Below are 12,808 nucleotides of genomic sequence, written 5' to 3'. Positions count from 1 at the left end.
GGCCGGCAGAGCCTTCCTCAGTGGCTGCCACGGAGAGCCCGAGTGCTCCTTCAGCCGGTGGGCACGGCCTGACCCGCATCGGGGGTGATCCTCACATCAAGGCACCAGGACCAGGCGACCGCGCAGCCCACCCGCCGCGAGCCTGCGGTGCGCCTCGGCGACTTCGTCCAGCGGCAGGACGTCGGCGATCCGCGGACGCAGCCCGGCGGCGGCCAAGTCGGCGAGGCGGGGGCCGTCCGCGCGGACCCACACGTTGTCCACCCGGGTGCCGCGCAGCGGCGTCGGCCCGTTGCCCAGCACGCTGACCAGTGAACCTCCGCCGCGCACCGCGTCCAGCGCGAGCACGCCCACGGACGCCGCGTCGACCGCGGCGCGCACGCCACCGGGCACCAGGTCGCGTACCGCGGCGGGCAGGTCCGCGGTCCGCGGCACGAAGAACTCCGCGCCGAGTTCGCGCACCAACTCCTCGTCGCCGGTGTCCGCGACCGCGACCACCCGAAGACCGGCCAGTGCGGCGAGCTGGACCGTGTAGCCGCCCACGGCCCCCGCCGCCCCGGTGACCAGCAGCGTGTCGCCGGGCTCGGCCCCGGCGATGTCGAGTGCCTGAGCAGCGGTGAGCCCGCCCAGGGGCAGGGTCGCGGCCGCCACCGGATCGGTGCCGGCCGGCACCGCGGCGACCGCGCCCGCATCCAGCACCACGTACTCGGCCTGCGTCTTGAGCGGCAGCGCCAGCCGGTCGGACAACCCGATCACCGCGTCGCCGGGTCGGAAGCCGGCGACCCCGGGGCCGAGCGCATCGACGGTGCCGGCGACATCCCAGCCGATGCCGATGACCTCCCGCTCGGGGAGCAGGCCACCCGCCGTCAGCCTGCCGGCACGGGTCTGGACGTCCACCGGGTTGACAGCCGCGGCGGCGACCCGGATCCGGACCTGGCCGGAACCCGGTTCCGGCACCGGAACCTCCGCCACCTCAAGGACGTCCGGGCCACCGAAGGAACGTATGATCACAGCTTTCATGCGCACGAACCTATGGGGTGTTACTCTCCGCTGGGAAGTACGCACTTCGGAGTGCCTACCCGACCTGGGAGTGCCATGGCCACCCGCACCGCCGCCCAGCGCCGCACCGACGAGCGCGCCGCCTACGACGCCTACCTCGCCACCTGCCCGGCCCGGCAGCTGCTGGACCGGATCAGCGACAAGTGGGTGAGCCTGGTGCTGAACGCGCTGGCCGACGAGCCGCTGCGGTACCGCGACCTGAACCGGATCATCGCCGGGGTCAGTCAGAAGATGCTCACCCAGACGCTGCGCGCCCTGGAGCGCGACGGCCTGCTCACCCGCACGGTGACCCCGTCGGTGCCGGTCCGAGTGGACTACGAGCTCACTCCGCTGGGCCGCAGCCTGCTGCCGGTGATGGCGTCGATCAAGGCGTGGGCCGAGTGCCACATCGAGGAGGTCCAGGCCGCCCGTGGGGACTACGACCGGGGCGCTGCCGCGGCTTGCGAGTAGCGTGCGCGTGGCTCGCTGCCGGCTGAGGGGGGTTCCAGGACTCGAACGGCGTCGGTCGAGGCCGTGGGTGTGGTGCCACGAGCCCTGAAGGCCCGTCGGCCGCGCGGCGGCGGAAGCCCGTGCGGCCGACGGAGCCCGGTCAGGCGGGTAGCCGGCCGGTGAGCATGAAGGTGGTGAACGGGGCGCTGACGCGGGGGTCGGTGAAGTCCACGCCGTGTCCGGCCGCGTCGATCGTGACCATGGCGGCCCGGTGGCCGAAGGCGTGCAGGGCTTGCCGGGCGCCGGAGTACGGGGTGTCGGGGTCCTGGAGGTTCTGCAGGATCAGGATGTCGCGCGGTCCGTCCGGGTTGGGGCGGACCGGGGGCTCGGACGGGCGGTAGTGCCAGAACGCGCACGGCCAGACGTTGCCGGACATGCCGTTGGTGAGCGGGTAGCGCTCGCGGTCGGCGGCGGTGCGGGCCGCGTAGTACGCCGGGTCGCGTGGCCAGGCCGAGTCGTTGCAGACCACGGCGTCCTGTGCGGCGATGAAGTTGTCCGGAATCACCCTCGGCAGAGCGGAGCCCGAGTGGCCGCCCGGGGGAGTGGTGGTCCGGGTGGCGGCCAGCTGCCAGCCGAGGGCCGCCAGCGGGTAGTAACTCGGATGGGTCAGCGAGGAGTAGGTGAGGGCGCGCAGGGCGTTCCCGGTGAGGGTCCGACCGTCGCCGAGGGGCAGCGGTGACCGGTCGAGTTCGGCCGTGAGGCGGAGGTAGGTGGCGCGTACGGCGGCGGGGGTGGCGCCGAGGTGCAGCGCGTCGTCACGGGCGGCCAGGTAGGAGGCCAGCGCAGGGAAGGTGTCAGCCGCGCCCTCGCTGAAGAGGCCGATGCCCTCCCGCATGCCACCCGGGGCCACCGTGCTGTCCAGGACGATGTGGTCGGCACGGGTGGGGAAGAGGCTCGCGTAGACCTGCCCGAGGTAGGTGGCGTACGAGTTGCCCAGGTAGGAGATCGTGGGGTCGCCGAGCGCGGCCCGGATCCGGTCCAGGTCCCGTGCCGAGTTCGCGGTGCTGATGTCCGCCAGGTAGGAGCCGCTCGCGGCCGCGCAGTCGTCCGCGATCGTGCGGGCGTGGGCCAGGTTGGCGGTGATCGACCCGTCGGGGGCCGGGAAGGGGTAGTTGAGCTCGGCGGCGCGCTCGGTGGCGGGCAGATCGCACCGCACCGGCGTACTGTTGCCCACCCCGCGCTCGTCGAAGCCGATCAGGTCGTAGGAGCGCAACACGGCGGACGGCAGCACCGAGGCCATCTGTCCCGGGTAGTCCAGGCCCGAACCGCCCGGTCCGCCCGGCACCACGACCAGGTCGCCGCGCCGGTGTGCGGGGTCGGCGGTGCGGATCCGCGAGATCTCCAGCGTGATGCTGCCCCGGCCCGGGTGCTGGTAGTCACGTGGCACGCGCAGGCTCGCGCACTGCTCGCGCGGATCGCGCGGGTACGGGACGCCGTTGGCGTTCGGGGTCGGCGTCGGGCAGGTACCCCAGGCGAGTGCGTTGGCCGGGGCGGCGGGGGCCCCGACGGCGGGCGGGGCCGCGGCGCCCAGCGCGAGCGCGGCCGACAGCAGCGCGGCACCGGTCACGGTCATACGGCGCAGGATTCCAATCATGCCGCGACGGTAGGACGGCTGATGGTCCGTCATGATCGGTGCCGGGGTGGAGGTCCGGGTGGATGTGCGCGGCGGCGGCGTTCCACCCGCCTCCACCTCCGGGTGGACGCTCGCGCAACTCGGCCCCGCCACAGCCGCCGGCGTCGACGCCCGGGAGGACCGGCCTCGCCCGGCTGAATCCGTGCCCACTGCCACGGTTGCCCCCTCCCCGGGCGGAGAGGGGGCAACCGGCCCTGGTTCACGCCACGTTGACGGCCGTGTCGTCGAGGACGAAGGAGGTCTGCTTGGTGTAGTCCTCGGCACCCGTGAACTTGAGGGTCACGGTCTGGCCGGCGTAGGCGGACAGGTTGAAGCTGTGCTGCTGGTAGCCGGCGGCCGCGTTGACGTTGGAGTAGGTCGCCAGGGTGGTGCCGTTCGCGGTCACCTTCAGGGTGTCGAAGGCGGTGGTGCTGCTCGCGGCGGTGTCGATGTGCAGCCAGAAGCTGAACGTGTAGGTGCTGCAGCCGGTCGGCAGGGTCACCGTCTGGGCGAGCGTGTCGGTGTTGGTGCTGCCGTACCCGTCCAGCCAGGCGTCGTACGTGCCGGAGTGCGGCGGCTCGCTGGAGCTGCTGTTGATGGTGCTGCTGCCGCTGGTGTTGGTCTCCGTCCAGCCGGCCGTCGAACCGGCCTCGAAGCCGGGGTTGGTGAGCAGCTGGGCCGCGGCGCAGCCGCTGCCGCCGGCGGGCTGGACGGTCCAGGTGAAGGTGACGGAGGAGGACGGACCGGTGGAGTCGGTCGCGGTGGCCGTCACGGAGTAGGTCCCGGCGGCGGTCGGGGTGCCGCTGATCAGGCCGGTCGTGGTGTTGACGCCCAGGCCGGCGGGCAGGCCGGACGCGCCGTAGCTCAGGCTTCCGCCGGCCGTGTCGGTGGCGGAGAGCTGGAGGCTGGTGGCGGTCTGGGCGGTGGCCGTCCGGGCGCCGGGGTTGGTGAGGGTGACGCTGCCGGTGGTGCTGCCGCCGCTGCCGCCGGCGAGCCAGGCGGTGGCGTTGAGGGCGAGGGCGGCGTCGGTGCCGGCCGGGTCGTTCCAGCCGTCGTAGACCGTCTTGCCGGGCTCGCCGGTGCCGTCGTCGATGGCCGAGCTGTCGCCCCAGAGGGCGACCCGGCCCTTGCCGAAGCCGCTGGTGGCGAAGAAGGCGCCGGTGTTGCCGCTGTAGCCGGTGCGGTAGACGAGGCCCTTGACGGCGGGGTTGTCGGCGGGCTTGAGGGTGAAGGTGGTGCCGTTGCGGATGATCGAGCCGGTGACGGTGCCGAAGGGGCCGTTCAGGACGGGGTCGGCGGGGGCGCTGACGGCCCGCGGGTTGTCGGTCTGGATGTTGAGCAGGTCGACCGAGAGCCCGAACGGGTCGTTGCCGTTGACCGAGTTGGTGGTCATCAGGTCGTTGATGATGGCGGGGGAGTCCCAGCCGTCGTTGTTGCGGTCGCTGCCGGTGTGGTCGGAGATCAGGAAGAGCCCGCCGCCGTTCTGGACGAACGTCATGACGGCGGTCTTCTCGGAGTCGCTCAGCCGGATGTTCGGCTCGGGCAGGACGAACTCGTCGAAGTTGGCGAGGTCCAGCGCTCCGCCGGTGCCGTACGTGATGGTGGAGCCGCTCGGCAGGGTCTTGAGGCTGTACTGGCCGGTCTTCTGGAGGGCCACGCCCCAGGCGGAGATGGCGCCCGTCCAGTCGGTCTCGGACTGCGGGTTGGCGTTCTGGGCGAGCGGGTCGGGCTGGCTGGTGCTGATGATCCAGTCCGCGTTGCCGGCGGTCTCCGCCTTGCTGTTGTCGAACAGGACGCGGTGCTGCGCGGTCGTGGCGGTGGGCGTCGCGGTCGCCGCCGTGGCCCGGTGGGGTGCGGCGCCCGCGCCGGCGAGCACGGTCAGGGCGACGGCGCCCAGGGCGAGCGGACGGATGGCGCCAGTGTGTCTGAGCATGGGTCAAGCTCCTTGTGCCGTGGGGGACAGGGGCGTTGCTACGCGCGTAGGCGCGCCGGACACCGTCCCATGGTGGGGTAATCGGAGCTTGAACGGAACACGACGAATTGCCGGAAGGTCCGGGGAGGGGCGCTCCCCGGCCGGATCACCCGGGGGTCCGGCCGATGTCGCGGCCGAGTTCGAGGGCGAGGATCTGGTCCAGACGCACATAGGTCTCGAAGCGGGTGCCGTCCGGCAGGGCGGCCCGGGCCTCCAGCGCGTGCAGGGCGCGTACCGCGACCCGGGCGTCCAGATCCTCGTTGAGGCCGTCGAAGCCCGCCTGGATCATGCCGGCTTCCGGCGGGCCGGACGGCTCGCGGGCGATGTCGGCCACCAGTGCGCGCCAGCGGGCCAGCTCCGCCGAGGCGTTCGCCAGATCGTCGTCGGTGAGCCGGATCGGGGCGGTGACGGCGTGTTCGAGGAAGGCGAGGCGCAGCGCGAGGGGATCGTGCCCGTCCACGGTGATCGAGGCCGGCGCTTCGGCCCCGGGGTCCGGACGGACGCGCAGGGGCGCCGTCACCGGCCCGGCGACCAGGAGCGACGTGGACGCCGGGCCGGGGCGCAGCGGTGAGCGGCTGGTGATGACGAGATCGGCCGGGGTCCGGTTCGAGCCGTCCACGTCGTGGCGGGTGCTCAGCCTGGCGGGTGGGTGGACGCCGAGTCGGCCGGCGACCTCCAGCAGCGCCCGGGCCTTCTCCGCGGGGGCGTCCGGGACGACGAGTTCGGTGATCACCTGCATCCCCTGGGCCTCGCAGGTGCGGACCAGTACGTCACCGGCCACCAGGGCCCGCAGGTCCCCGAGGCCGAACGGGTGGCCCTGCTCGCCGACGTCGACGGTCGCGCGCAGGAGCCCGACCCGGCGCGGGTGGATCTCGGTGCGTTGCCCGGTGCGGGCGTCGGTGATGCGCAAGGCGGCTCCCTCTCGGCTCGGTGGTGTGCGGCCAGGATGCGGGACCGCCCGGGTCGTCGCCGGTAGGGCCGTCGCCGGGGCTGGCGAGTTCCCACCGAAGGTCCCGCGCGGGACGCGTCGGCGATGGAGGCCTCAGGGCGAAGCCCCGACCCCGGTCACGCGGTGACCTTGGAGACGAAGGCGGTGAGGTTGACCACCGTGCGGCGGATCTTCTCCTCGACGGTGAGCGACTCGTGGAGCCGGGTGCCGACCTCCCGCTTGCCGCGCACGTAGAGCGAACAGGCGAGGTCGGCGCACATGTACGCGCCGACGGAGTTGCCCTGCTGGCCGGCCTTCCCCGCCCGGGGAGCGACCAGCAGCGAGACGCCCCCGGTGTGGGTGGTCACGCAGAGCGAGCAGATGCTGCGCCGGGCCTGCCAGGAGGCGGCGCCGGAGGAACGCAGCACGACCGCCACCGTACGGCCGTCGAACTCGGCCGCGAGGTAGGCGCGATCGGGGGCCTGCGGGTCGCGCCATCCGAGGAAGTCCAGGTCGTCCCAAGGCCGTTCGACCAGGTCGCGGGGCACGTGCAGGCGCTTCGCCTCCCCCTTGCTGCAGTTCACGAAGGCGGAACGGATCTCTTGTTCGGTCATCGGCTTCATAGGAGTCAACGTAAAATACCTAGGAGTATTAGGCAAACGTATAATGGCCCTCGGCGATCGAAGGGAAGCACACATGGCGCGCGTAGGACTGAACGCGGAACGACTCACCCGAGCGGGTGCGGAACTGGCCGACGAGGTCGGCTTCGACAAGGTCACGGTCTCGGCGCTCGCGCGACACTTCGGCGTCAAGGACGCGAGTCTGTACTCGCACGTCAGGAACTCCCAGGACCTCAAGACCAGGATCGCCCTGCTCGCCCTTGAGGAACTCGCCGACCGGGTCGCCGCGGCCCTGGCGGGGCGCGCCGGCAAGGACGCCCTGGCCGCCTTCGCCAACGCCTACCGCGACTACGCCCGCGAGCACCCCGGCCGCTACGCCGCCGCGCAGCTCGAACTCGACTACGAGACCGCGCGCAACAGCGCCGCCGTTCGGCACTCCCGGATGACCCGCGCGATCCTGCGCGGCTACGACCTCGCGGAGCCCGACGAGACCGACGCCGTCCGTCTGCTCGGCAGCACCTTCCACGGCTACGTGGCCCTGGAGCGGGCGGGGGGCTTCCAGCACACCCCGCGCACCACGGAGGACACCTGGCCGCGGATCCTGGACGCCCTCGACGCCCTGCTGCGCAACTGGCCGAAGGCCTGACCCCGCTTCTCAGCCCCCGCTTCTCAGTCGTCGCCGGGCCGTGCCGGGCCGCGCCGGGCACGACGAAACCTTCACAAGCGGCGACGGTCCGTCCGGCGGCAAACACGCAGGGCAGCGGGGCTAGCGGTACGAAAATCGTTGGTCAGCCAGCAATAGCTTCATCATCTTCCGTTCACCCGGACTCGGCTGCCAGCATCGGCGCACCGTCACCGCCTGAGGGAGTCGCCGATGAACCGCCCCCGTTCCCTGCGCTGTCTGGCCGCGCTGGCCCTGGTCGCACTCGCCGCCACCGCCTGCGGGCGGTCCGACCAGGGCAGCTCCCCGTCCGCCGCCGGCGGGCAGAACACCTCCGGCAAGAGCGCCGCCGAGCTGCTCCCGGCGAAGAACAAGCAGAGCGGCGTGCTCAGAGTGGCCACCTCCGTCGGCTACCCGCCGATGGAGATGTACAAGACCGGCACCACCGAGCTGACCGGCGTCGACCCGGACCTCGCCGCCGCGATCGCCGCACGGCTCGGGCTGAAGCTCGAACTCTCCAACTCCTCCTTCGACGGGCTCATCCCGGGCCTCCAGGCCGGCCGCTACGACCTGGTGATGTCGTCCATGACCGACAGCGAACAGCGCCGCCAGGCCGTCGACTTCGTCGACTACTTCCGCACCGGCGGCGTCATCATGACGAAGAAGGGCAACCCCGAGGGCATCAAGTCCCTCGAAGACCTCTGCGGCAGGAAGGTCGTCCTCGCCAAGGGCAGCTCCAACCTGGAGATCGGCGAGCAGCAGAACGCCAAGTGCGGCACCAAGATGGCCATCTCGCAGAGCGAGGACGCCCCGACCGGGCTGCTCCAGCTCGACAGCGACCGCGCCGTGGCCACCATCGTGGACTACCCGGTGGCGCAGATGTTCGTGAAGAACAGCGGCTCCTACGAGGTGCTCCCCGAGCAGTACGGCACGGCGCCGTGGGGCATCGCGGTCGCGAAGAAGGACGGCGGACTGCGCGACGCCGTGCAGAAGGCGCTCCAGGAGCTGATCGACAGCGGCGACTACCGCAAGGTGCTGGACACCTACCAGGTGGGCGGCAGCGCCGTCGAACGCGCCACCGTCAACGCGGCGCAGTGAGAACGGCGGGCACGACGAGATGAGCACCGACATGAGACACCCCGCGCCCCCCGCCGCCACCGGGGCGTACGAGGACGACCTCGCGCTCCTGGTGACCGGCCGCCCCCGCCCGGGCCGCTGGATCGCCGTCCTGGCCGCGGCCTTCGCGGCCGTCTGGCTCGCCTGGACGGTCATCGTCAACCCCAACCTGCACTGGGACATCGTCGCGAAGTACCAGTTCGACGGCGTGATCCTGGAAGGGCTCTGGGTGACGGTCCAACTCACCCTGATCTCCCAGGTGGTGGGCATCGTCATCGGCGTGGTGGTGGCGGTGATGCAGCTGTCCGACAGCCCGGTGCTGCGCACCACGGCCGGCGCGTACACCTGGTTCTTCCGCGGCACCCCGCTGCTGGTCCAGCTGATCTTCTGGTTCAACCTGGCGCTGCTCTTCCCGGAGATCAGCATCGGCATCCCCTTCGACGGCCCCAAGCTGGTCAGTTGGCAGTCCAACACCCTGATCACCGGCTTCGTCGCGGCGCTGCTCGGCCTGTCGATCAACGAGGGCGCCTACATGTCCGAGATCGTCCGGGCCGGCATCCAGAGCGTGGACCCGGGGCAGCGCGAGGCCGGCGCCTCGCTGGGCATGTCCAACCTGCGGATCCTCACCCGGGTGGTGCTGCCGCAGGCGATGCGGGTGATCATCCCTCCGTTCGGGAACCAGTTCATCTCGATGCTGAAGACCACCTCGCTGGTGTCCGTGATCGCCGGCGCCGACCTGATGACCGTCTCCCAGCACCTCTACCTCGCCAACTTCGAGGTGATCGCGCTGCTGATCGTCGCGTCGATCTGGTACCTGGTGCTGACGACCATCGCGAGCATCGCCCAGCACGCGGTGGAGCGCAGGTTCAACCCGGCCGCCGCCCCGCCCCCGCTGTACCGGCGGGTGCTGGGCAACCTGCGGCCGGGGCGCGGGCCGAAGAAGCCCGCGGCAGCGAAGCAGGCCGCGAGGCAGCCCGAGAAGTCCGTGGAGAAGTCCACGAAGTCCGCGAAGTCCGCGAAGGGGGAGACCAGGTGAGCACGACGCTGAGCAAGCCGCCGACCGACGAGGTGATCCTCTCGGCCCGAGGGGTGCGCAAGCGCTTCGGCGAGCTGGAGGTGCTGTGCGGCATCGACCTGGAGGTCCGCGCCGGGGAGGTGCTCTGCGTGATCGGCCCCTCGGGCTCCGGCAAGTCCACGCTGCTGCGCTGCTTCAACCACCTGGAGAAGATCGACGCCGGGCGGATCGAGGTGAACGGCGAGCTGGTCGGCTACGAGCCGTACGGGTCGGCGGGCCGGCTGCGTGAGCGGCGTCCGCGCGACATCCGGCACCAGCGGGAGCGGATCGGCATGGTCTTCCAGCGCTTCCACCTGTTCCCGCACCGCACGGCCCTGCAGAACGTGATGGAGGGCCCGACGGTGGTCAAGCGCCGCCCGCGCGGGGAGGTCGAGAGCCGGGCCCGCGAACTGCTCGACCGGGTCGGCCTCGCCGACCGGGCCGACCACTACCCGGCGCAGCTCTCCGGCGGCCAGCAGCAGCGCGTCGCCATCGCCCGGGCGCTGGCCATGGACCCGACCCTGATGCTGTTCGACGAGCCCACCTCCGCGCTCGACCCCGAACTCGTCGGCGAGGTCCTGGGCGTGATGCGCGACCTCGCCCGCAGCGGCATGACGATGGTCGTGGTCACCCACGAGATGGGCTTCGCCCGGGAGGTCGCCGACCGGGTCGTCTTCATGGACCGCGGCGCCGTCGTGGAGGCCGGCAGCCCGGCCGACGTGTTCACCGCCCCGCGGCACGACCGCACCCGGGCCTTCCTCTCGACCGTGCTCTGATGGGACTGCCTGTGACGATGGGACCGCCCGTGACCGCAACCCCGACCGGACCCCGGATCGACCTGCTGCTGCGCGGCGGCACCCTGGTCGACGGCACCGGGGCCGCCGCCCGGCCGGCCGACCTCGCCGTCTCCGACGGCCGGGTCACCGTGCTGCCCCCGGGTGCCGCGGTGTCCGCGGCCGAGACCCTGGACGTCACCGGACGGGTCGTCACCCCCGGCTTCATCGACGTCCACACCCACTCCGACGCGCTCGCCGCACCGCTCGGCGGCGGCACCCACACCGACGGCGACGCCCTCGACGAGCTGCGGCTGGCCCCGCTGCTCCAGGGCGTCACCACCGAGATCGGCGGCAACTGCGGCAGCAGCCTGTTCCCCTCGCTGCCCGAGCGGCTGCCCGAGCTGGCCGAGCACCTGCGGGTCTCCTTCGGCCTCGGGCCGGTGCCGCCCGCCGAGGACTTCGACGCGTTCGCCGCCGGCCAGCGGCCCGAACTGCGGCGCAACCACCTCGCCTCGCTGGTCGGCCACGGCACGCTGCGGGCCGGGGTGATGGGCTTCGAGGACCGCCCGCCCCGCCCGGAGGAGCTGGCCGCCATGTGCGAGCTGCTCGACCGGGCGCTCACCCAGGGCGCCGCCGGGCTGTCCACCGGGCTGATCTACCCGCCCGGGGTCTACTCGGACACCGAGGAGATCGTCGCCCTGGCGAAGGTCGCCGCCCGCCACGGCAAGCCGTACGTGACCCACCTGCGCGACGAGATGTCCCAGGTGGAGAAGGCACTGGAGGAGGCCCTGGAGATCGCGGTGCGCTCCGGCGCCCCCTTGCAGGTCTCCCACCACAAGACCGCCGGCCGGTACGCCTGGGGCGCCACCCTGCGCACCCTGCCGCGCCTGGAGCAGGCCCGCGCCGAGGGCGTGGACGTGCTCTGCGACGTCTACCCGTACACGGCGGGCAGCACCGTGCTGCACGCGATGCTGCCGCCGTGGACCAGCGAGGGCGGGGTGGCCGCCCTGCTGGAGCGGCTGCGCAGCCCCGAGGTGCGCGACCGGATCCGGGAGGACATCGCGAACGGCGTGGACGGCTGGGAGAACACCGTCGGCAACGGCGGCTGGGACCTGATATCGGTGGCCGCCGCCCCGGCCCGCCGCGCCGCCGAGGGCGGGCGGATCGCCGACCTGGCCGCCGAACGGGGCGCCGACCCGGTGGACTACGTCTGCGACCTGCTGCTGGACTCGCAGGGCGAGGTGACCATCATCAGCCACTCGATGCGCGAGGACGACGTCCGCCGGGTGCTGGCCAGCCCGCTGTCGATGATCGGCTCGGACGGGGTGCCCAAACCCGGCCGCCCGCACCCCCGTTGGGCGGGCAGCTTCGCCCGGGTGCTCGGCCACTACGGGCGCCGCGAGGGGCTGCTGCCGCTGGAGCTCGCGGTGCACAAGATGACCGGGCTGCCCGCCGAGCGCTTCCGCCTCGACGGGCGCGGCGTGCTGCGCGACGGCGCCGTGGCGGACCTGGTGGTGCTGGACCCGGAGGCCGTCCTCGACGGTGCGACCTTCGAGCAGCCGCTGCTGCCGCCGGTGGGCGTGGAGACCGTCCTGGTGGCCGGACGGGTCGCGGTGCGCGACGGCCGGCCGACCTCCGCCCGGGCCGGAGAGGTGGTGCGGGTCCGATGAGCCTCGCCCAGGTGGCCGCCGCCGCGCGCAGCTCGGCGGCGCTGCCGCTGACCCTGTCCGTCGCCGCCGTCGACGTGGACGCCGGGGGCGGGGGAGAGGCGGTCGGCGTGGACGACACGGTCGTCCTGCCGGTCGCCAGCGCCTCCAAGCTGCTGCTGCTGGCCGAGGTCGCGCGGCGGCTGGACAGCGGCGAACTGGCGGCGGACGGGCCGGTGGAGGTCCGGCCCGAGGACGTGACCGGCGGCACCGGTCTGCTGGGCCGGCTCAGCCGGCCCGGCTGGACGGTCGAGGACCTGGCCTGGCTGACCGCCGCCGTCAGCGACAACACCGCCACCAACGCGCTGCTGCGGCTGGTCGGCCTCCCGGCAACCGTTCGGCTCGCGCGCGGCCTCGGGCTGGAACACCTCACCCTGCACGACCGGGTGCGCGACGAGCGCGGGCCCGGCGTGCCGCCGGTCTTCGCCACCGGCACCGCCCGGGACCTCGCCCGCCTGGTGGCCCTCGCCGTCCGCGGCGAGCTGGCCTCCCCGGCCGCCTCGGCCCGGCTGCTCGACTGGATGCGCGCCAACACCGACCACGGGCTGGTGCCCGCGCTGATCGACCACGACCCGTACGCGCCGGGCTTCCCCGAACCGCTGCCCGGCCGCCTGCTGGTGGCCAACAAGACCGGGACGGACACCGGTGTACGGGCCGACGCGGGCGTCATCGTGGGCGCCCGCCGGGTGGCGTACGCGGTGGTCGCGCACTGGGACGTGGCGCTGGGCCCCAGCACCGAACGGGCCGCCGTGCACGCCATCCGGGACGTCGGCCGCGCCCTCGCCGCCTGGGCCCAGCGGGCGGCCTGAACCGGGAGG

Annotated in this window: 12 protein-coding genes; 7 read left to right on the top strand and 5 right to left on the bottom strand. The window is 72.9% G+C overall.

The annotated features are described in order from the left end of the window. Positions 1-96: 96 nt before the first annotated feature. Positions 97-1,017: an NADP-dependent oxidoreductase gene (locus RZ50_RS19375; protein ID WP_196950955.1), complete on the bottom strand. Its 921-nt coding sequence runs from the start codon at positions 1,015-1,017 to the stop codon at positions 97-99. Between the two features lie 75 nt (positions 1,018-1,092). Between RZ50_RS19375 and RZ50_RS19370 the strand changes: the two genes are divergently transcribed. After that, positions 1,093-1,506, top strand: a complete 414-nt coding sequence (locus RZ50_RS19370) for a helix-turn-helix domain-containing protein (RefSeq protein WP_196950956.1) — start codon at positions 1,093-1,095, stop codon at positions 1,504-1,506. Between the two features lie 139 nt (positions 1,507-1,645). On the opposite strand, the gene RZ50_RS19365 is transcribed toward RZ50_RS19370, so the two are convergent. From RZ50_RS19365 to RZ50_RS19350, 4 genes are all read right to left on the bottom strand, one after another. After that, positions 1,646-3,118, bottom strand: coding sequence for an alpha/beta fold hydrolase (locus tag RZ50_RS19365; protein ID WP_217680664.1), 1,473 nt, complete (start codon positions 3,116-3,118; stop codon positions 1,646-1,648). 259 nt (positions 3,119-3,377) lie between these two features. After that, entirely contained in the window at positions 3,378-5,090 is a 1,713-nt protein-coding gene (locus tag RZ50_RS19360; RefSeq protein WP_196950958.1) for an Ig domain-containing protein, read from the bottom strand. Between the two features lie 145 nt (positions 5,091-5,235). Further along, entirely contained in the window at positions 5,236-6,039 is an 804-nt protein-coding gene (locus RZ50_RS19355; protein ID WP_196950959.1) for a hypothetical protein, read from the bottom strand. 155 nt (positions 6,040-6,194) lie between these two features. Further along, positions 6,195-6,680 carry an FBP domain-containing protein gene (locus RZ50_RS19350; RefSeq protein ID WP_196950960.1) on the bottom strand — a complete coding sequence of 162 codons (486 nt, stop codon included), beginning with the start codon at positions 6,678-6,680 and terminating at the stop codon, positions 6,195-6,197. 73 nt (positions 6,681-6,753) lie between these two features. Here RZ50_RS19350 and RZ50_RS19345 point away from each other — a divergent pair, with 73 nt between their 5' ends. The 6 genes from RZ50_RS19345 (at position 6,754) to RZ50_RS19320 (ending at position 12,799) form a co-directional block, all read left to right on the top strand. Further along, on the top strand, positions 6,754-7,323 hold the full coding sequence (locus RZ50_RS19345; RefSeq protein ID WP_196950961.1) for a TetR/AcrR family transcriptional regulator: 570 nt from the start codon (positions 6,754-6,756) through the stop codon (positions 7,321-7,323). Between the two features lie 228 nt (positions 7,324-7,551). Then, positions 7,552-8,436: an ABC transporter substrate-binding protein gene (locus RZ50_RS19340; protein WP_196950962.1), complete on the top strand. Its 885-nt coding sequence runs from the start codon at positions 7,552-7,554 to the stop codon at positions 8,434-8,436. Positions 8,437-8,467: 31 nt separating this feature from the next. Further along, positions 8,468-9,490 carry an amino acid ABC transporter permease gene (locus RZ50_RS19335; protein ID WP_196950963.1) on the top strand — a complete coding sequence of 341 codons (1,023 nt, stop codon included), beginning with the start codon at positions 8,468-8,470 and terminating at the stop codon, positions 9,488-9,490. 35 nt (positions 9,491-9,525) lie between these two features. After that, on the top strand, positions 9,526-10,284 hold the full coding sequence (locus RZ50_RS19330) for an amino acid ABC transporter ATP-binding protein (RefSeq protein WP_196950980.1): 759 nt from the start codon (positions 9,526-9,528) through the stop codon (positions 10,282-10,284). Between the two features lie 29 nt (positions 10,285-10,313). Then, positions 10,314-11,954: a D-aminoacylase gene (locus RZ50_RS19325; protein WP_308271869.1), complete on the top strand. Its 1,641-nt coding sequence runs from the start codon at positions 10,314-10,316 to the stop codon at positions 11,952-11,954. Then, on the top strand, positions 11,951-12,799 hold the full coding sequence (locus RZ50_RS19320) for a serine hydrolase (RefSeq protein WP_196950965.1): 849 nt from the start codon (positions 11,951-11,953) through the stop codon (positions 12,797-12,799). Before RZ50_RS19325 ends, RZ50_RS19320 begins: the two co-directional genes overlap by 4 nt. The last annotated feature ends 9 nt before the right edge of the window (positions 12,800-12,808 follow it).

The sequence above is a fragment of the Kitasatospora sp. SUK 42 genome (assembly GCF_015776785.2).
Taxonomy (GTDB): domain Bacteria; phylum Actinomycetota; class Actinomycetes; order Streptomycetales; family Streptomycetaceae; genus Kitasatospora.
The sequence above is the reverse complement of the archived record's forward strand: the minus strand, read 5'-3'. Positions and strand labels throughout refer to the sequence as shown.